The 21057-nt window shown below is 42.3% G+C and carries 13 protein-coding genes; 6 read left to right on the top strand and 7 right to left on the bottom strand.

Translation table 11 applies throughout. The features are described 5' to 3' along the window. Positions 1-9 precede the first annotated feature (9 nt). Entirely contained in the window at positions 10-132 is a 123-nt protein-coding gene (locus HWQ58_RS35730) for a hypothetical protein (RefSeq protein WP_292873218.1), read from the top strand. 70 nt (positions 133-202) lie between these two features. Here the strand turns inward: HWQ58_RS35730 and HWQ58_RS35725 are convergent, their stop codons facing one another. The 3 genes from HWQ58_RS35725 to HWQ58_RS35715 all read right to left on the bottom strand — a co-directional run bounded on the left by HWQ58_RS35725 (position 203) and on the right by HWQ58_RS35715 (position 3529). Further along, positions 203-1255, bottom strand: a complete 1053-nt coding sequence (locus HWQ58_RS35725) for a PstS family phosphate ABC transporter substrate-binding protein (RefSeq protein WP_292873216.1) — start codon at positions 1253-1255, stop codon at positions 203-205. 370 nt (positions 1256-1625) lie between these two features. Further along, positions 1626-2903 (bottom strand): Na/Pi symporter, encoded by a 1278-nt coding sequence (locus HWQ58_RS35720; RefSeq protein WP_292873214.1) that lies wholly within the window; start codon positions 2901-2903, stop codon positions 1626-1628. 398 nt (positions 2904-3301) lie between these two features. Beyond that, complete coding sequence (locus tag HWQ58_RS35715) at positions 3302-3529, bottom strand: hypothetical protein (RefSeq protein ID WP_292873212.1); 228 nt, start codon at positions 3527-3529, stop codon at positions 3302-3304. Positions 3530-4188: 659 nt separating this feature from the next. On the opposite strand from HWQ58_RS35715, the gene HWQ58_RS35710 reads away from it, so the two are divergent. After that, complete coding sequence (locus HWQ58_RS35710) at positions 4189-5739, top strand: mercuric reductase (protein ID WP_292873210.1); 1551 nt, start codon at positions 4189-4191, stop codon at positions 5737-5739. A gap of 162 nt (positions 5740-5901) precedes the next feature. Here HWQ58_RS35710 and HWQ58_RS35705 read toward each other — a convergent pair whose 3' ends face one another. Then, positions 5902-8934: a PA14 domain-containing protein gene (locus HWQ58_RS35705; RefSeq protein WP_292873208.1), complete on the bottom strand. Its 3033-nt coding sequence runs from the start codon at positions 8932-8934 to the stop codon at positions 5902-5904. Positions 8935-9904: 970 nt separating this feature from the next. Between HWQ58_RS35705 and mgtE the strand changes: the two genes are divergently transcribed. Next, positions 9905-11302, top strand: coding sequence for a magnesium transporter (mgtE, locus tag HWQ58_RS35700; RefSeq protein ID WP_292873206.1), 1398 nt, complete (start codon positions 9905-9907; stop codon positions 11300-11302). Between the two features lie 74 nt (positions 11303-11376). On the opposite strand, the gene HWQ58_RS35695 is transcribed toward mgtE, so the two are convergent. Together HWQ58_RS35695 and HWQ58_RS35690 are read right to left on the bottom strand one after the other, a co-directional pair. Beyond that, positions 11377-11634: a hypothetical protein gene (locus tag HWQ58_RS35695; protein ID WP_292873204.1), complete on the bottom strand. Its 258-nt coding sequence runs from the start codon at positions 11632-11634 to the stop codon at positions 11377-11379. A 225-nt stretch (positions 11635-11859) separates the two neighbouring features. Then, positions 11860-12732 (bottom strand): SDR family oxidoreductase, encoded by an 873-nt coding sequence (locus tag HWQ58_RS35690; RefSeq protein WP_292873202.1) that lies wholly within the window; start codon positions 12730-12732, stop codon positions 11860-11862. 558 nt (positions 12733-13290) lie between these two features. Here HWQ58_RS35690 and HWQ58_RS35685 point away from each other — a divergent pair. Next, positions 13291-14889, top strand: a complete 1599-nt coding sequence (locus HWQ58_RS35685; RefSeq protein ID WP_292873200.1) for a peptide ligase PGM1-related protein — start codon at positions 13291-13293, stop codon at positions 14887-14889. A gap of 159 nt (positions 14890-15048) precedes the next feature. On the opposite strand, the gene HWQ58_RS35680 is transcribed toward HWQ58_RS35685, so the two are convergent. Next, on the bottom strand, positions 15049-16959 hold the full coding sequence (locus HWQ58_RS35680; protein ID WP_292873198.1) for a protein kinase: 1911 nt from the start codon (positions 16957-16959) through the stop codon (positions 15049-15051). 837 nt (positions 16960-17796) lie between these two features. Between HWQ58_RS35680 and HWQ58_RS35675 the strand changes: the two genes are divergently transcribed. Together HWQ58_RS35675 and HWQ58_RS35670 are read left to right on the top strand one after the other, a co-directional pair. Beyond that, complete coding sequence (locus tag HWQ58_RS35675; RefSeq protein ID WP_292873196.1) at positions 17797-19068, top strand: DUF4255 domain-containing protein; 1272 nt, start codon at positions 17797-17799, stop codon at positions 19066-19068. Continuing rightward, positions 19065-21056, top strand: coding sequence for an ATP-binding protein (locus HWQ58_RS35670; RefSeq protein WP_292873194.1), 1992 nt, complete (start codon positions 19065-19067; stop codon positions 21054-21056). The genes HWQ58_RS35675 and HWQ58_RS35670 overlap by 4 nt, the downstream gene beginning before the upstream one ends. Position 21057: the final 1 nt, after the last annotated feature.

The following is a 21057-nucleotide window of genomic DNA, read 5'->3' as shown; positions in this document are numbered from 1 at the left end:
TAATTCGTAATGACGCTACGCACAGTCGCTCTAAGCGAAGCCATGCCGTTGGCGAAGCCTCTCGTTCGCATTAACGTCTCCGAAGGAGAAGAGAAGGCTTTACGCTACGCTAACGTAATTCGTAATTCGTAATTAAGGTTTCCAGGTTTAAATCTGTTTTTGGAGAATTGGTATTAGACACAGCTATATTGCCCTTTCCACTCTAATTGAGAGCTTCTTGTTTGACACCAATCACAGAACCTCTACCGCCAAATTTAGTCCCCGTCTCACCTCTATTTAAGCGACCACTGGCTGCTTGTAAGGCGATGCTGGGTAGGGGTACGTCACCAACTTGCAGGATTAAATTAGCGTTCTCTGGTGAGAGATAGAAATTGCTGAAGGCTTTAACTTCAGGACGTTCCGCAGCCGATTTTTTGACGTAAATAAATACGGGGCGAGCCAGGGGTTGGTAACGAGAATCGGCGATCGTTTGGGGACTGGGCTGTGAACAACCACTACCGCTATCAACAGCCACAAGTTTCAGTTTGTCTCGATTTGCTAAGTAGTAGGCGTAGCCAAAATAGCCCAATCCATTGGGATTAGCCGCAATTCCTTCCACCAAAGCTGTGTCAGTTTTGCTGGGAGAATAGTCACTGCGACTTTTTCCTTCTTCACCGACAACTGCAAGTGTGAAATAGTCGTAAGTACCAGACTCAGTGTCAGGCCCATAAAGACTTAAAGGTTGATTGGGAAAGTCAGAACGAACTTGGTTCCAATTCGTTACTTTGCCTTGAGCGGCTGGCTCCCACATTTTTTTCAATTCACCCAACTTCAAGCAGCTGGCAAAATTGTTTTGAGAGTTGACCACAACTGCCAGCCCATCAAAGGCAATTGGTAGCTCAACAAACTCCACATTATTTTGCTTACAAAGCTGCATTTCTTCAGTATTGATCGGGCGAGATGCGCCACTAATATCAGTTTCATTGGCACAGAATTTTTTAAATCCTCCGCCTGTTCCTGACACTCCCACTGCGAATTGCACGCCAGGATTTGACTTCAAGAATGCTTCTGTCATCACCTTGGAAATCGGAAATACTGTACTAGAACCGTCAATCTTAATCGACCCTGATAATTTTTCCGAAGCGCTCACTTCTTCTGCTTGAGTTACAGCTTGAGGAAAGGAAACTGTTGTATCCTCAGTTTGATTATTACCGCAAGCTGCCAATCCTAAAGTTGCCAACGAGATCAAAAATGCCAATCTTTGAAAAACCATCATCGTTTTGCCTCCTTTAACGGGTCGCGGAAGTCTCTACCTTCAAAGTACTGGGGTGGGGATTGTGAGCAGGTGACGTTCGCAAAGCGTCACGAAGTGAGGATTACAAAGGCAATTGATTTTTTGCAAAGCAAAAACAAATGCCGGATGTATGACGAATCACCAAGATTTAACGGTAAAATAGGTACTATCTTGACCATTAATGCCGTAAACGAAAACCAAGCTAATAAGTACATGTCGCAAGAGAAAAATTTGGGTCTTGGGAACCAGGACTCCTGTCCTTGGAGGGAGTGTAAGACCAAAGAAACGATGGCGTTTTAGCGGCGGCTCCCGATGAATTGGGAAGCTCCGTCCGTCTGTACGGCGGAGTAGTTCACGCACTCGCACCGAGTTGTTCAGCATTTTTCTGCTTTTCTTCCTGCCGACGCTGCCGTTCTAAGTCAGCTTGACTATCAGGAACGAGCCTTTCTAACAGGCGAGCCACCATAGGCAGAAAGCCAATTAAAACCACAACACCCAAAATGTTAAAGATCATCTGAGCATTAGCAACTTGTCGCCCTACGCCACCTCCACCAGAGATTAATTGAGCTAGTTGGACGAGTTGAGGTGCAAAAATAATTCCCACAGTGGCGCTGACTAAGTTAAATAAGAAGTGAAAAACGCCTGTTCTCAGAGCCGCGCTACCCCGACCAATGGTAGATAGTAAAGTATCCGCGCAGGTGCCAACTTCTGCACCTAACATAATTGCTATCCCCGCAGGTAGAGCAATGATGCCAGAACTTGCCAAAGTAATCACGATCGCTACTGTTGCAGAGGAAGATTGAATAATCAGGGTAAAAATGGCTCCGACTACAGCACCAAGGAAGGGATTACTGCCCAAAGTTTCCATCCAATTGATGAATGGTTGGTATGTGCGGAAGGGCTTCATCGCTTCGTCAATTGCTTCTAGCCCATAGAACATTAAGCCAAACCCCAGTATAATGATGCCGATGGTTTTCTGCCGATCTGTTTTTCCCAGAAATAACAGCAATAACCCGGCAAACATTAACAAGGGAACATATAGTTTAATGTCAAGGGAGATGATCTGTGCCCCGACTGCTGTACCAATATTAGATCCGAGTACCACACCGAGGGATTGCACGAAGGTCAACACACCAGCACTCACCATTGCAATCACCATGATGATTGTTACTGACGAGGACTCTAGTAGCGTCGTTGCTACCGTTCCAGTGAGTACACCGGCAAAACGATTGGTGGTACATTTACTTAAGAAATTTTTCATCCGCTCTGTCCCCAGGTTTTCTAGCCCTTCAGACAGACGGGTGACACCAAAGATAAACAGCACTAAACCTGCTAACGCACCCATCCCCATTTTGAAGAAGTCAAGGACAGGATCTTTCTTGCCGCCTTTTGCTTCTGAACCTCCAGATGCAAAGGCAGCTTGACTAGTATCAAATTGAATGATTGCTGGTGCATTTTCAGGAGCGATACTCTCTTGGAGAGGCTTTGCCAACGCCGGGATAATGCTAACCTCTGATGAAAGTGAGCTGACTAATGGTACACTTCCCCAAAGAGAAGGGTATAAAACTAACGTCAGCACGAAGAAAGCAACAGTTAAAAATTTCAGAAACTTCTGATTAAGTTTTTTCACAAAAAACACAGCTACTCCTTGCAATTGCTACATTTTTCTTCATGGAAATGAGTGTATCGATATGCACACATGGCATGAGTCATGTGTTCTGCTTAACAAAAACAGTTAGAAGTTGCTGGAAAAGTTGTTGGCTATGATTTTAGGCACTTATTGCTCCTCTCTAGCCCCCTTTTTAAGAGGGGAACCGGAATCAAAGTTCCCCAATTTCTCGGTAGATTTAGGAGGATCTAGAACATTTTGCTACTGACAATAAGACTTTTAAAACATTCTTTGACACTCAAATATATTATTGGTCTTAACTTTTACACGTATTTTTACTACAAATGGTGATCCAAAAGAGTTAAGAATTGATTAATTTAAGATTATGTGTTTATTGAAAGCATTTGTGCGATCAAACTTCAGGTAAGCAGTTGATTTTCCCAAAAAGCCAGTTGGGTTTCGAGGGTGCTGATATGCATAGTATGACGTTCTACTAAAGTTTTTAGTTGTCGTGCTTTGGCGGTATAAATTTTTTGATTAGCTAGTGCCCGATCAACCCGCTCTTCGCTGGAGTTGCTCAAAGCAATTTGTATTTTTTTTCCCAAGCGATCGCAAGAGCTTGGACTTTTCGTAATCTCTTTGAGCAATTTGCTTGGCTGTATTTGACTAAGCGATCGCTTTACGTAAAGTTTTAAGGTAATAACTCTAGGTTCTGCTAGCGCCTGAATGTTTTTGTTGTCTAGTTGAGCAATCTTTAGATATGAACGTGGCTCGATACAAATTATTTACTTCTAGCATATTTTTCTCCCCCAGCTAACATTAATTTTATTAACTATGGCAGTGTTAAATAATTTGTGAAATGCCCTATTTATCGAGGAAGGCAGAAGGCAGACAATCTTCCGTCATTCCTCCTCTCTACGAGACGCACTCACGTTCGCAACGACATGTTAATTTTTATTATTTCATCGAATAATAAAAACTGGGATGCACCCCCGTTAAAATTTATATCACCCGGATTGCTCGCAAAGCCTTAGAAGAAGAAGTGAGCAACAATTAAAAATTAGGCGTTACTGAATTAGAATATGAAATTCAAAAATCAACTCTTCTCAACTCTTACTCTCTGCGCCTCTGCGCCTCTGCATGAAACTACAGCGTTTTTCAGGTAAATGAGGTACACAGGTAGGGGCACAACTTACAATAATCTGTACCTCACTAAGTTGCAATCTGCTGTAATTCATATTTATTTCTTCAGTTGATAGCCATCAGGTGAATTTGGCATTTTCAATTTTTCAAGGAGGTTTCGCCAATGACCAATTCAGAATTCGAGAGAGTCACTGTTCGCCCAATGGATGAGTATAACCAAAAGTTGGTGTCTTACGTCCATCCACCAAATTGGGTGAATCCTCAACCCGCCGATGTTTACGACTTAGTAGTAATTGGTGCTGGTACGGCGGGATTAGTCGTGGCGGCGGGTGCTGCGGGACTAGATTTGGGTTTAAAGGTGGCGTTGATTGAAAAGCATCTCATGGGTGGAGATTGCTTAAATGTTGGTTGCGTACCATCTAAAACGATTATTCGGTCTGCCCGCGTCGTTGGCGAAATCTGGGATGCTAAAGGTTTGGGAGTTAATATTCCTCAACATAATATTAATGTTGATTTTTCCAAAGTTATGGCCAGGATACGGCGAATCAGGGCTGATATCAGCCATAATGACTCGGCGGAACGGTTTCAAAACTTGGGTGTCGATGTCTTCTTGGGTAGCGGTCGATTTGCGAGTAAAAATACCGTGGAAGTTGGCGACAAAACCCTCAAGTTTAAAAAAGCTGTGATTGCAACTGGCGCAAGAGCCGCACAACTGTCGATTCCGGGAATTGAACAGGCGGGTTATCTAACTAATGAGACGGTTTTTTCGCTGATTCAACGACCGGAACATTTGGCGGTAATTGGTGGCGGGCCCATTGGTTGCGAATTAGCGCAAGCCTTCCGACGTTTGGGTTGTGAGGTAGTGCTTTTCCATAGCGGTTCTCATCTCCTGAATAAAGAAGACGCTGAAGCCGCTAATATTCTCCAAAAGGTTTTGATTAACGAAGGAATTCGCGTAGTACTCAATTCCAAGTTGGAGGAAGTGGTAACTGTCACCGAGGGGAAACGGCTTTACTTTTCTGCTAATGGTCATCGAGATTCGGTGACAGTCGATGAAATTTTAGTCGGTGCGGGGCGATCGCCAAATGTGGAAGGTTTGAATTTAGAATCAGTGGGTGTAGAATATGACAAGCACAAAGGCGTGAAGGTAAATGATTACCTCCAGACGACCAATCCCAAAATTTATGCCGCTGGCGATATCTGCATGAACTGGAAGTTTACCCATGCAGCTGATGCAGCAGCGCGGATTGTAATTAAGAATACGCTGTTTTCTCCCTTTGGCTTGGGACGCTCGAAACTCAGTAGTTTGGTGATGCCTTGGGTAACTTATACTGACCCAGAAATTGCCCACGTAGGGTTATATGAACATGAGGCGCAGAAATTGGGTATTGAAGTGACGACAATCAACATACCTTTTAGTAGTGTAGATCGAGCGATCGCAGATGGTGAAGAATTAGGATTTCTCAAAATCCACCATAAAAAAGGGTCTGATGAAATTATCGGTGCAACTATTGTCGCCAGTCACGCGGGTGAGATGATTTCAGAAGTGACTACGGCAATGGTGAATAAGATTGGTTTGAGCAAGTTAAGCAGTGTAATTCATCCTTATCCCACTCAAGCCGAAGCGATTAAAAAAGCAGCTGATGCTTATCGTCGAACACTCCTAACATCAAATACCAAAAAATTGTTGGGATTTCTGACAAAGTTATCTTAAGCAAAATCAGCGAACGGTCGGATAACTGTTCGCTGATAACTAATAATTATTATGTCATCTCTAAACCAATACGTTTGGGTTAAGGATAATTGCTCTTTCAAAACGCGATAAATCGCGTCTTTACATCAGAGTTTTGTTGCTGATTCTAAACTGTATTTATCTCTAAACAGGTCGGAAACGATCAATCTCACCTCCAGTCAAGTTTGCGTAATACAGATTACCATCAGGCCCAGTAGTGATTTGTGTAGGCAGTCCGAGATTAGGCCTGTCCTTTTGGGAAGCAAACTGCTTAACTGAGGTAACTTTGCCCTTACTATCTAATATCAAAGCATCGATAGTTCCTTGACTGAAATCACCAATGAATAAGGCACCTTGATAGATATCAGGGAAAGTATTACCTGTGTAAAAGTCACCCACGAGGATTGAATTAGAACCAAAATGCTTGTAAGTGTACAATGGTTCTGTAACAGATGAGCCACTATTATAGAAAGCTTTTGCTGCATCTAAACTAGCGTAGGATGATTGTTTCAGACTGACGGTATTACCATTTGCATCAAGGCCACCTTCATAGAATGGCCAGCCGAAGTTAGCCCCTGGTTTTCCGACATTCACCTCTTCGTAGGTACCAAAGCCAACATCGCCAATATAGGGGGTATTGGTCTTTTTATCAATTGTGAAACGGAAGGGGTTACGCAGACCTAAGTCATAAACTTTGGAAATATTGCTATTGGCATCACCGTTGTAGAAAGGATTGCTTGATAAGCCTTTACCAGTAATCGGGTCAATCCGCAGAATCTTGCCGGACAGATTATTCTTATCCTGGACGCGAATTGCTCGCGGGTCTATCCCATTGTAGGAAGTACCATCTCCTAAGCTAACAAACAGAGAACCATCAGTACCAAAACGCACAGAACCAACTGAGTGAGATTCACTATCATTGGCTATAAAATTCTGGATATTTTGGACTTTATCGAGATTATTCAGATAATCTTGCAAGCTGGTAAACGGCTTACCAGTATCTTTGTTGAGAATTCCTGATGGTGCATAGCCAAGTGAGACATTTGTACTATTTCCATCTGGCTTGCTAATATTCGCCCAAGTGCCATTTGTGCCGAGTAGCACAACTTCACTGCCAGCAATTGCAGTAGTATAATTAGTGTTGGGGTCAGCTGTAAAGCGACTTAGGCGTGCAGTACGATTCCCATTCTGGTCAGGATCGTCCAATGTACTATTGGGATTATTATTAGAATTGTTTGGATTAGTTTCTGGTGGATCGTAGGTATATAACAGGTAAACATAGTTGTTGCCGTTTGGACTTTTGCCAAAATCTGGATGTACGGCAATGCCTAATAGACCGCGATCGCGCGTATCATTTACCTGTCCGCGAATATCAGTAAATGGTGTTGATAATAAGCTACCGTTTTTCATGACTCGCACTACCCCATTTTTCTGGGCAATGAACATGCTGTTACCATCAGGTGCCCATTCAAAAGCTGTAGGTTGATTCAAACCAGAAGCTACTGTATCTAAAGCAAAGTTACCAGAGTCATTATCAATAATAGTGATACTTGTCTGTTGATTAGTTAGCTGCACTCCAACTGCGTTACTGAACTTCAAAGCAAATGTTTCATTTGATTCCCCAACGTTGTCATTAAGAATGGGGATAACAATGGTGTTGCTGGTTTGTCCGGCTACAAAACTTAAGCTTCCAGATACAGTCTGGTAGTCAGATCCAGCTTTAGCAGTCCCATCTTGGGTTATGTAGTTGACGCTAGCAGCCGCCGAAGCATTGCCCCGTGTAACTGTCACCTTAGCAGTACCGTCACTCTCATTAACTACTGGCTGACTGAAATCGAGGCCAGAGCGATCATTGTCTTGAATCGTAATCGCGAGAGTTCTTTGGACTCCTAGTGTTGCCCCCTCTGCCTGATCGATGACAAAATTAAAGGTTTCATCTGCTTCTATCAAAGAATCATCATTGATCGGAATGGATACCTGTGCGCTGCTTTGTCCCGGCGCAAAAGTCAGTGTTCCAGCACTTTCAATGCCTTCACTCCCATAGTCAACTCCTTTTGTGGCAGTATTACCTATAGTTGCATACTTAATTGAAGATGTACCACTTACATCTCCACTTCTAATTAGTTTTACGGTAACACTATCACTGCCTTCGTTCACAGTCATCGAAGACGAGCCTAAGGTGATAGTGGTCTGAAGAACTGGTGAATAAAGTTGAGACTGGGGAATGATTTCCTTAGCCTGAGAAACGCTTGACCAACGCAGTTGAGAAACGGCATTGCCTTTCTTTTCATAGTACTCAAGTTTAATATCGTACTTCTGACCTGCAACCAATGCGATCGAGCCACTGGATTCGGTGGCAGGTTGATCGATAAACTTATCGATGATTTGTTGACCATTCACCCACAGTCGCACACCATCATCAGCAGTGGTGTAGAACTTGTAAGTTTCGCTGTACTTGGCTTCTACCTGACCTGTCCACCGCGCTGAGAAAGTATCTGCATCAATCGACGGAGCGGGAGAATCAGCGCCCCAATTAAAGTTCACCGTCGGATCTGTAGTAGTTACCTTCAGGTTGGTGAAGTCGATGTTGTCGTAGTACTCTGCTTTTAGTCCGTTGCCATTACTAGTTGTGCTGATATTACTATACAGTTGGGACTTAGAAATGATTTCCTTCACCTGAGAGGCGCTTGACCAACGCAGTTGAGAAACGGCATTGGATTTCTTTTCGTAGTACTCAAGTTTAATATCGTACTTCTGACCTGCAACCAATGCGATCGAGCCACTGGATTCGGTGGCAGGTTGATCGATAAACTTATCGATGATTTGTTGACCATTCACCCACAGTCGCACACCATCATCAGCAGTGGTGTAGAACTTGTAAGTTTCGCTGTACTTGGCTTCTACCTGACCTGTCCACCGCGCTGAGAAAGTATCTGCATCAATCAACGAATCGGGAGAACCAGCGCGCCAGTTAAAGTTCACCGTTGGATCTGTACGAGTTACCTTCAGGTTGGTGAAGTCGATGTTGTCGTAATACTCTGCCTTGAGTCCATCTCCTTGAGAGAGTAGGCTAGACCGAGCAGAAATCCTGGTTTGTCCCTGATCAATGCTTTCTAGAGATGATTTAGTAGTAATTACTGGACTTACAGATGTCGATAATTTTTGATTTGATGCCATAATGATTGTTTCAGGATTAGTTTTGCATTGATGAATATTTTCAACAAAAAATGCATCATAAAGCTGGAGATAGATATATTGATAAGCTAATCATTAATTGACCTATAAATATATATATTTAGTAATTGCTAATTATGAATAACTAGTTGAAGAACATATTAGTCTTTGTTTTATTTCAACAAATTTCTGAATTCTTGAGAGCCTCTAATCTCACTGATCTGTAGATGCATATTCCTTGAGGCAAGCGATGCCCAAGAAAAGCAGGTACATACGTAATTAGTCAAATTCAATAACTTTACATAGATTATTTAAGTATTCTTTTACTTTTACATATTTGACAATAGATCGCAGTGTTATGTCTATCTTGTTTATGGAACTTTGTTTAAATTTCACATTGATATATCCTTATTTAAAGGAATATAAAAGTTTTGATGATTTTTAAATAAAAATTGCCAAAGTACCGGATAATTTAATCTGTTTTCTCTACAGATTTATTAACTATATAAAGATTTTGTAAAGAAAAATTTTAATATTTAAAGATTTGAACAATTAATATTTATCTATACTTAATCTTGACTATTATTTTACGTATTTTTACCAGAACCAGCAGAAATATAGCAATAACCTAAAATCAGTAGAGCAAAAACTTTTGCAAGAGCCTTACCATTCATGCATTTAAGCTAGGAAACACAATCTGCTGGAATCAAGAAATAATCGTACTTTTTGAGTAACTTTGTTGCGGGTGGATTATCCTGCGAATCGCTACGCGACAGTTTCTCCATCAGAGGCTACGCCAACGAGACACCGCGAGCAAAGAATTGTCAGCGTCCGAAACCCTACTCTTTCGTTCATTTACAAAAGTTTTCAATTTACTCCAAGTTAGAAAAATTACAAGTTTGACGTTGCACATCCCACTTTCCCCTAGACTAGGTGCAGCAACCTTGTTCAAACTGGCTGAGGAAAGTGGACTTTGACTGAGACAAACAATTTAAACTCTACCATCCAGAATCTCTCACGCAGGGAATTGCGAGATTTAGTGCGGACTCAGCTGCAAATGCTCCTGGAAGCAGGAGACTTGCAGGGAGCAAAATCTATTCTCGTACCCGTGCAGCCTGCGGATATCGCTGAGGCGATTGAGGGTTTACCAGAAGCAATGCACGCTTTGGCTTTTCGCTTGCTTTCTAAGGATGAGGCAATCGAAGTTTATGAATATCTTGACTACAGTGTTCAAGAACGGTTAATTGAAGAACTTAAAAGCCAGGAAGTCTGCGATATTGTCGATCAAATGTCGCCGGATGACCGAGCTAGGTTATTTGATGAATTACCGGCAAAAGTTGTCAATCGCCTGCTAGAACAACTGAGTCCAGCAGAACGTCAAGCTACAGCCCAACTATTGGGTTATGAAGCTGATACAGCTGGGCGAATCATGACACTAGAGTTAATCTCGCTGAAAGAAAATTTGACAGTATCTCAAGCTCTAGAGCGAATTCGCAACTTAGCTAATGCCAGTGAGATGATTTATTATCTTTATGTCATGGATGCGGCAAGGCGCTTAACGGGGATTGTATCGTTGCGGGAATTAGTAACGTCTCAGCCTGAGCAAATTATTGGCGAAATTATGACCCGTGATGTGGTGTTTGTCTACACTGATACAGACCAGGAAGAAGTTACAAGATTAATCCAAAGATATGATTTTTTAGCTCTGCCAGTGGTAGATCGAGAACAGCTTCTAGTAGGTATTGTTACGGTGGATGATGTGATTGATATTCTGCAACAAGAAACCACCGAGGATATCTATGCCTTGGGTGGTGTGCAGTCGGGGGGCGACAATTATTTTCAAATGAATTTGCTGGAAATTGCTCGGAAGCGGGTTGTCTGGTTATTGGTGTTACTTATAACCAATACTGTCACGGGCACGATTATTAAGTCGCAAGAGGATCTTTTAGCAAAAGTGGTGACACTGACGGCCTTTATCCCCTTGTTGACTGGTACTGGGGGTAATGTAGGCGCTCAATCTTCTACAGTGGTGATTCGCGGGATGAACACCGATGAAATCCGATCGCTTGGGGTATTGCAGGTAATCGGCCGAGAAGCGATCGCTGGGGCATTATTGGGAGGAATGTTAGGTACGATCGCTACTGTCTGGGCTTATTTTCTGCAAGGACGATTAGAAGTAGCGATCGCTGTAGGCACTAGTTTGGTAGCTATCTCTATTTTAGCTTCGATCTCCGGTTCAGCACTGCCGTTTCTATTTCGCTATCTGCGTTTAGATCCGGCATTAATGTCAGCACCATTCATCACCACAGCAGTTGATGTCGTAGGCGTTTTGATCTACTTCAATTTGGCGCGGGTAATTTTAAAGTTATGAAAAGAGTTATTGGTCATTAGTCATTAGTGAATAACACACTACAAATGACAAAGGACAAATGACTAACTTAACTTTTACAATTCTGATTCCGTATCTGGAGCAACAATTTCGCCAGTACCCAATTGCAATATCATGTCCTGGTCAGTAATCAATCCGCTAAGTTCTTTCACTTGTAAATTCATGTCTTCACAAGCTTGTCTTAGTTCTTGGGCAAATTTGTTGAGGTCTTGACCATAGCCACATTGATAAGCAGCAGTTTCAATTCCTTGCTGGGCATTTGCTCTAGCACAATCTACTAGTTCTCTGCCATGCAGTGGTGTAAGAGATGCCATAAACGTAGTTATTATTTCTTAAATGTACGCTGTTAGACAGATTATCAATATTTACACATTAAATCATCCCTCCAATGGATGACCATGAGGGTGGAGTTAAGAATGAAAAAACAAAAAATTATGACTGCAAATTCTAGCGATTTTGGATTTTAAATTTGGGATTGAAAGAAAAATCTAAAATCCAAAACCTCAAATCCAAAATTGAGTAATCCCTAACTATTCTACTTAACCATTGACAACATCTCCACCATTAACATGTAACACCTGTCCAGAGACATAAGAACTATCATCAGAGGCTAAATATACGTAGCTAGGAGCAACTTCTTCTGGTTGTCCGGCTCGTTCCATTGGTACTTGTTTACCAAAAGTTTCAACTTTCTCTTCGGGAAAAGTTGAGGGAATTAAAGGTGTCCAAATTGGTCCTGGCGCAACTGCATTAACGCGAATTCCTTTTGACACCAAATTTTTTGATAAGGAGCGAGTAAAAGCAACGATCGCACCTTTTGTAGAGGAATAATCTAGTAGTTGGGGATTACCTTTATAAGCTGTTACCGATGTGGTATTGATGATAGCGCTGCCCGCTTGTAAATGCTTGAGTGCAGCTTTAGTCAGGAAAAACATTGAGAAGATATTAGTGCGGAAAGTTCGCTCTAGCTGTTCTTCGGTGATTTCTTCAATACTTTCTTTCGGATGTTGTTCGGCGGCGTTATTGATGAGAATATCGAGTTTGCCAAACTCACCAACTGTTTGTTGTATAGCTTGCTGACAAAAAGTTTCATTGCCAATATCACCTGCGATGGTTACTGCACGACGCCCTTGTTTTTCGACCAAATCTTTTGTTTCTTTGGCATCATCATGTTCGTTAAGGTAAAGGATCGCCACATCTGCACCTTCTTTTGCAAATGCGATCGCAACAGCACGACCAATACCACTATCTGCACCCGTAATCAATGCTACTTTATCTTGTAACTTGCCACTACCCCGATACTGAGCATCATCTGCTTTGGGTTTTGGTGTCATTTCTGATTCAACACCTGGTGTTTCTTGTTGCTGTGGCGGTTGTAATTTTTGCTCTTTTTTTTCTTTTGATTTAGCCATCTGTTTTACCTTGATAATTTAATATTGAATTGGGCATTGGGAATGGGGCATTGGGCATTGATTAGACCCCATTTTTATCGTCTCTCCCATTCCCTATTTCATAACTAAACCTTGGATCGAAAATTCAACCCAAGGTTTATTTTTTGCTTTTACTCTCATTAGCCATTTGCACTTTTAGGCATTTATATCCTGGATGTTTGCCAAACTTACTTATATCCTAGCAACTGTATGCAACTTACATTATCAATCCTCGAAAATAAATACACAACTCTGATGTGATGAAGAATTTATCTTTTTGATCTGCTTTCAAGTTAACTATTATATTGCTGTACTTTATCGCCCCCTAGAGGTAAACTAAGCAGCAATTAGCTCAACCTTAAGATGGAAACGAAAATAAAGAATAAAAAAGTTGGCGATTTACGAGTCGCTATAGTTCGATCGTTCCTTGCGGACTTACGGAAATTTTTTGTAAAACTATCTAAATACTGACACGGCAACTATACATCGTCCAAAAGGGTGCGTGGTGCGCTACATTGAGATCATTAGAGGGCATGGGTTATGGCAACATTAAATATTTCTGAGTTAGAACAAGTTGAAAAGTTCCGCCACTTACAATTAACCCTGCGCGATCGCTGGAAAACGAGCGAACTATTTGACAATAGTGAAGCAGATATTTTAATTATTCCCTCCCTGAGTATCGACCAGGGCGAACTCCAAAAAATCGAAGGCTGCGAGCATTATGAAGAAAGATTACTATTTTCCTTAATTCGGTTGCAGAATCCGCAGACTCGACTGATTTATGTAACATCAGTACCACTGCATCCTAGTATCATTGATTATTATCTGCAACTGTTGCCAGGAATTCCCTTTTCTCATGCTCGCAATCGCTTACTGCTACTTTCTACTTACGATTCCTCCTTAAAGCCTCTGAGCCAAAAGATTTTAGAACGCCCCCGCTTGCTAGAGCGGATTCGTCAATCTTTGAGGCTAGACAAATCATTTATGATCTGCTACAACTCTACCTACTGGGAAGGCGAATTGTCTTTAAAATTAGGTGTGCCACTGTATGCTGCTGCACCAGATTTACAAATTTGGGGGACAAAAAGTGGTAGTCGGAAAATCTTCAAAGAAAGCGGAATACCGCATCCAGATGGCAGCGAAAAAGTTTGGAACCACACAGATATGGCAGAAGCTACCGTTGATTTGTGGGAACGCCAACCAACATTAAAACGGGTAGTAGTAAAACTCAACGAGGGCATTTCTGGAGAGGGGAATGCATTGTTGGATCTTAGACCGATTGAGAATTTAGCGCCAAACATTGGTACTCATGCTGAAAGGATAGCAGCAATTAGCGATCGCTTATCAACGATGCGCTTTCAAGCAAAACAAGAAACTTGGGATAGTTTTTTGGGAAAAATGCCTGAGTTAGGCGCAATCGCTGAAGCATTTGTGGAAGGGGAAATTAAGCGATCGCCCAGCGTCCAAGGACGGATCACACCCCAGGGCGAAGTGGAAATCCTTTCAACTCACGACCAAATTCTCGGAGGCCCAGACGGTCAGATTTACCTTGGTTGTCGCTTTCCTGCTGATGAAAGATATCGATTGCAATTACAGCAATTAGGACTTCAAGTCGGCAAAAAATTAGCAGAGAAAGGCACTTTAGAGCGATTTGGATTAGATTTTATTGCCGTTGACAAGGGTAACGGAGAGTGGGATATTCAGGCGATCGAAATTAACCTACGTAAAGGCGGTACAACTCATCCATTCATGACCCTAAAATTATTAACGAACGGCCGCTATGACCTTTCCACAGGTTTATTTTATAGTCAACAAGGTCGTCCAAAATATTACATTGCTACTGATAATCTGCAAAAAGAGCGCTATCAGGGATTATTACCTAATGATTTAATGGATATTATTGCTCACCACAGATTGCACTTCGACAGCGGTACAGAAACCGGTACAGTGTTTCATCTGATGGGTTGCCTTTCACAGTTTGGCAAGGTGGGATTAACCAGCATTGGTGATTCTCCGCAACAAGCACAAGACATTTATAACAAAGTTGTCAAAGTTCTGGATGAAGAAACACGCGGCGAAAATCGTGATTACTCGGCGTTTTCAGATTATTCCTTTCCCGTAGTTTGGGATGAATTATAGTTAAGGAATGTTGTTTGTAATACATGGCAGGGGCACAACCTTGTGCCCCGATGAGATTATGCCTGACTAATCAGTTGTAATTCCCGAATCTATGCAGAAAGCCCAAAAATCCCTCCCATCTGTGGTCTTGATAAGTTAACTAGACATAGCTGATAAGTTCTAAATGCGCTGATCGCTGTTAGGTAAATTTTGCTGGGTGTTTGGCTGTTTACGAGATTGCAATTGAGTATATATATAGGTTACTACTGCTAAAGTCAGCCCAATGGCCAACACCACTCCCAGAATTCCCAAGAAATTGGGAGTAATTCTCGTACTTAGCTGCTCACTTAACCTTGGTTGGTAAATAGTATCATCCGTTCGTGCTTGTGGTCTGCTTTGATTAGACGCAGGTCGTGGCTGATACAACGTCACATCTGGTTGCATTGGTGGTCTACTTTGATTAGATGCTGGTCGCGGCTGAAACAACGTCTTATCTGCTGGAACTGGTGGTCTATTTTGATTAGATCCTGGTCGTGGTTGAAACAACGTCTTATCTGGTGATACTTGTTGACCGCCTTGATTAGATCCTGGTCGTGGTTGAAACAACGTTTTGTCTGGTGGTACTTGTTGACCACCTTGATTAGCTCCTGGCCGTGGTTGATATAACGTCACATCAGGTTTGCTGGCGTTCGGATTATTCACAGGACTTTGTTGATTTTGCTCAACTGGGTTAAATGGTCTGGGAACGGTTTCGTGATTTGAACCTTGGGGCTGTCCAGACTGAATGGGAGGAACGGTTTGCTCAGATTGGTTTTGCTTAATCGGGTTAAATGGTCTGGGAACAGTTTCGTGATTTGAGCCTTGATTGAAAGCAGATGGAGGATGCACAATTGTGTCGTCGTTCGATTGTCTGGGAACAGTTTCGTGATTTGAATCTTGATTGGAAGCAGATGGAGGACGTAGAATCGTGTCGTCGTTCGATTGTCTAGGAACAGTTTCGTGATTTGAACCTTGATTGAAAGCAGATGGAGGACGCACAATCGTGTCGTCGTTTGATTGTCTGGGAACAGTTTCGTGATTTGAACCTTGATTAGAAGAAGGTTGCGATCGCCCAGTAATTTCTCCGGCTACACTAAATTCTGTGGCAAATTTTGCAGCAGCTTGCAAAGCCTGATTTAGTTCTTCTACCGTTGCAAATCGGTTAGCTGGGTTCTTTTGGAGGCATTTCATCACCACCGCTTCCAATTGTACAGGTAAATTCTCACACTCTGGTTGCGATCGCAGTGGCTTTGGTGGCTCATAAGCATGAGCTAATACCCAAGAAGCCTCACTGATATGACTACCCTTAATGCTGATTCCAAATGGGTCGGCTGCACTCAGCATTTCATAAAGGATAATCCCTAAGCTGTAAATATCACCTCTGGCGTCCAGGTTTTGATCGCTTTGGATTTGTTCGGGAGGTGCGTAACGAAATGTACCAATAAATGTACTAGTTATATTTGTAATATTGGAATTTTCTGAAGATTCACTACGAATTTTGGCAACACCAAAATCCAAAACCTTCACCCACTCTCCCAAATCTGTCGGCATCAAAAATATATTGTCTGGTTTCAGGTCACGATGAACTACCTGAATATGTTCAGTGGTTTTTCCGCCATCCCGTTGGAGAGTCACTCCTTGATGAGCAAGCTGTAGACCTTTACAAACTTGCGCCATAATCTTCACCGTCCGCTCAACAGACAGCCGCTTTTGGCGCAGCAGTAATTGCCCAAGCGTTTGTCCCCGCAAATATTCCATTACATAAAATGGAAAACCTTCCGGGGTGACTCCACAGTCACTAATCTTAACAATGTGGTCGCTTTGCAAAGCAGCACAAACTGCCACCTCCCGCTCAAAACGCTTTCTCATTTCGAGCGATGCCACTAGCGTATCTTTGAGCAACTTCAACGCTACCTGCTGACCGACACGGGTATCTGTTGCCAGGAAAACTTCTCCCATGCCACCCCCGCCTAACCGTCTGTCTAAACGGTATCGCTGGTTATCACCTACGAAGCGACCATTCCAAGAATTTGAAGAAGGTGGGGATTTCATCTGGGGCAACCCATCCTAGTTACTTTAAGTGTTAACTTTATTCAGAGATAATACTAGTATTACAAATATGATTGCTTCATAACTTAGATGAATATTAGTAATATATGCTACTAGTAATTATCTAATTATACTCAGCTTAACATATTAGTAACTTAAGTAATGCAATAAATTTGATAAAATGTTTAAACTTAAGACCTGTAGCAGTTGAAATTTGTTCCTGATATTTAATTTAGCGCAAGTTCTACGAGAATCGTCAGCTTCAGTAGTGCTGAGTGACTAAGAGAGTGAAAAGTAGAGCGCAAACTACGAACCTAGCAAGTCAAACTTGATAGACAAGTAATTTAATTTAACACTCTTCTTAAATTACACTGCTAATTTGAACTAGTGAATCAGGAGGCTAAGATGGAAAGCAACACCACAACATGGTGGATATATGCATTATTGTCAGCTGGCTTTGCAGCATAGTCATTTTTTTGGGAGAAACATTAAACTGGAAGATAATTTTAGGAACTGGGTTAGTAGTCATAGGCACTTTAGTTTTAATTATTTAAAATCTTAATTAAGAGGATGTTTTAAAAGTTTTACTGCTCAAGTACATTAGGTAGCTTGGAGTGGAAATTTAGCTACTTTTAATAATGAAATTTTGACTATTGCCGAGTCTTTTTAATTGATATGGTAGGTAGATTTATGCCGTGCTGTACTAATAGTTGACAATGCACTTTTGTCTGCCGTGCTGATAGTCTTTGCGACAACAGGACTTAAAGTTTTGCAAAATATATTCTATTAATGTACTCTGGCGTACATGATTAATATGTGCTATTTCCATGAGGAATCAGGATGAGTAATGTGCTCTCTATAGCCGCAGTGACAGCAGTACTAAAAGTCTTGCTGGAAAATGGTTTAGTCAGCGATCCGATCGCTGCTAGTGTTGGTGATGTGATTGTAACTGCCCTACCGCCCGATCGAATTTCAGTTGAAGCTGACGAGCGTGCCCAAATTAACCTTTTTCTCTATCAAGTAACGCAGAATCGCAATGTCGATTGGGTATCTCAAGAATTTCGGAGCAGGCATTCACGTATTAATGGAAACTCGCGCTCTGCGACTCCACCACTAGCTCTTGACCTTCACTACTTATTAACAGCCTACGGAGCCAAGGATTTTCAGGCAGAGCTTCTACTAGGCTATGCAATGCATTTATTACACAAAACACCAGCTATCACATCTGATATTATTGAAAATACTTTGATAAATGCATCTACAACCAATACCTCAAGTGCTTTTTCCCAAGCTGTAGCAAGTGTGTCTGTATCCGATTTAGCTGAACAAATTGGGCAGATAAAACTGACTCCAGAGTTTTTTAACATGGAAGAAACTTCTAAGTTATGGTCTGCTTTACAAACACACTATCGACCTTCAGCTACCTATTTAGCATCAATGGTATTGATTGAGAGTAGCAATGACAAGTCTGAAAATTTTTACATTATGCCTTTGTCTCAACCGAATATAGAGCAAGTTATAGCTCCAACAAAAACTGAACAAATGATTGTTGCAGGTACAACATTAGTAATTCGTGGTAAACGGTTACGCGGTGATATCACACGAGTTCGTTTCGGTAATACAGAGACATTACTAGTACCTCAAGAAGTCAAAGAAACGCAAGTCAGTTTGTTAGTCCCGCCAGATTTATACGCAAGCGTTCAGGGTGTCCAAGTTGTACATCTAACAATAGGTAATGCAGGGCAAACAAATCATCTAGTTGAATCAAACGTTGCAGCTTTTGTCTTACATCCAACAATTACAGCATTCGTCACTCAAGTGGAAAATAGCGGCGACAATTTACGCACAGCAGAAATTACCGTTAAATTCCAGCCCAAAGTAGGCAAGACACAGCGGGTAGTTTTGCTACTCAATGAGGTATCAGGTGATAATCCGGTAGCTTACTCTTTCTTGGCTGCACCACCGACTCAAGACACTGATGCAATTACTATTCCGGTTAAAAACGTCAAGCCAGGAACTTATATTGTTCGGGTGCGGGTAGATGGTGCTGAAAGTCCACTACAAAAGAATCAATTGGGTGAATATGATTCGCCACAGGTGACAATTTTATGAATGCTACGACAATTAATCACAATTGGGATGAGGCAAACTACCGCTACCTATCAGCAGCCCTAGCCGTGGTGCGTGGTATTTTGGAAAATCACACGGCAAAAGAGCAAAATCAACCTGAAGAGAACAACCAAGAGCATTTACAGCAAGTGTTACAGGAAGCCGCTGCTGCTATGCCTGCACCATCAGCATTGGAGAGAGTATGCAAAATGTTTCGCCTCTCATCCTTTGAACGAGATTTGTTGCTGTTGTGTGCAGGTATGGAATTAAATGGAGATTTTGCCAAATTGTGTGCTATAGTTCATGATGATTCACAACGAGCTTACCCAACTTTGGGTTTAGCTTTGGCAGCTTTACCTAACGTCCACTGGGATGCGATCGCTCCAAATGCTCCCTTACGTCATTGGCGGTTAATTCAAATTGGTGATGGTCATGCCCTGACTCTCAGTCCCTTGAAAATTGACGAGCGGATTTTACATTATCTCACGGGGATTCAATATCTTGATGAACGGCTAGCTGGTATCATTGAGCCATTACCAGAGGTTAGCGATTTAGTACCCTCACACCAAGATTTAGCAGAGCGAGTGGCAGCAGTTTGGTCGCAAGCTGACAACGTTAATAACTTGCCAATTATCCAGTTATCTAGTGGTGAAACTGCTAGTAAACGTGCCATTGCCGCGACAATTTGTCAACTTCAGGGTTTAAGCTTGTGGGTAATACCTGCACAAGTCATTCCCTTAGCACCTGGCGAGTTGGATAATCTCATCCGCCTGTGGACTCGCGAGACAATTTTAAGTAAGAGTGCTTTACTCATTGACTGCAACGAACTGGATACTAATGATACAGCGCGGCTGAATGCGATCGCTCGTTTCATCGAACGCACAAAGGGCTTTTTAATAGTCACAAGTCGAGAACGGCTCGGCTTATCACAACGCCTAGTAGTTAATTTTGACGTACATCAGCCAACTAGCAAAGAACAAGGTGCAGTTTGGCAAGATGCATTAGGGGCAAGCGCATCGCAAATGAATGGGCAAGTCAAAACCTTAGTGGATCAGTTTAACCTCAGTGCGGCAACTATTCGCGCTGCTTGTGCAGAAGCCGCAGGACAGTTAGCACAAACGCCAGAAAGCGATATTACTAGCATTTTATGGGATGCCTGCCGCGTGCAAGCACGTCCACGCTTGGATGAACTCGCCCAACGGATTGAGCCATCTGGTGATTGGGAGGACTTAGTATTACCAGAGGCACAGAAACAAGTTCTCCGGGAAATTGAAGCTCATGTGCGCCAACGTAGTACTGTATATAATAATTGGGGTTTTGGGGGCAAGAGTGCGCGGGGATTGGGAATCAGCGCTCTATTTGCAGGTAGTAGTGGCACTGGTAAAACCTTGGGGGCCGAAGTACTGGCTCAGAAATTACGCCTCGACCTCTATCGTATTGACCTATCATCGGTAGTTAGCAAATATATTGGCGAGACAGAGAAGAATTTGCGTCGGGTATTTGATGCCGCAGAACAAGGTGGAGTGATTTTGTTATTTGATGAAGCCGACGCTTTATTTGGTAAACGGAGTGAAGTCAAAGATGCGCGCGATCGCTATGCCAATATAGAAGTTAGCTATCTATTGCAACGGATGGAAAGCTACCCAGGTCTAGCAGTCTTGACTACCAACCTGAAGAGTGCAATTGATACAGCCTTCCTGCGGCGGATTCGCTTTGTAGTGCAGTTCCCCTTCCCCGATACAATGCAACGAGCCGAGATTTGGCGACGCATCTTTCCAGCCGAAACCCCAACCGCAGATTTAGATGCTCTGCAACTAGCACGGCTCAATGTCGCTGGGGGTAATATCCGTAACATTGCTTTAAATGCAGCTTTTTTGGCTGCCGATGCTGGGGAACCAGTACAGATGAAACACGTATTGCGGGCGGCTCAAACAGAATACAGTAAGTTAGAGAAACCCTTGACAGATGCAGAAGTTGGGGGATGGATGTGAT

The sequence above is a fragment of the Nostoc sp. LPT genome, from assembly GCF_017115165.1.
Taxonomy (GTDB): Bacteria; Cyanobacteriota; Cyanobacteriia; order Cyanobacteriales; family Nostocaceae; genus Nostoc.
The sequence above is the reverse complement of the archived record's forward strand: the minus strand, read 5'-3'. Positions and strand labels throughout refer to the sequence as shown.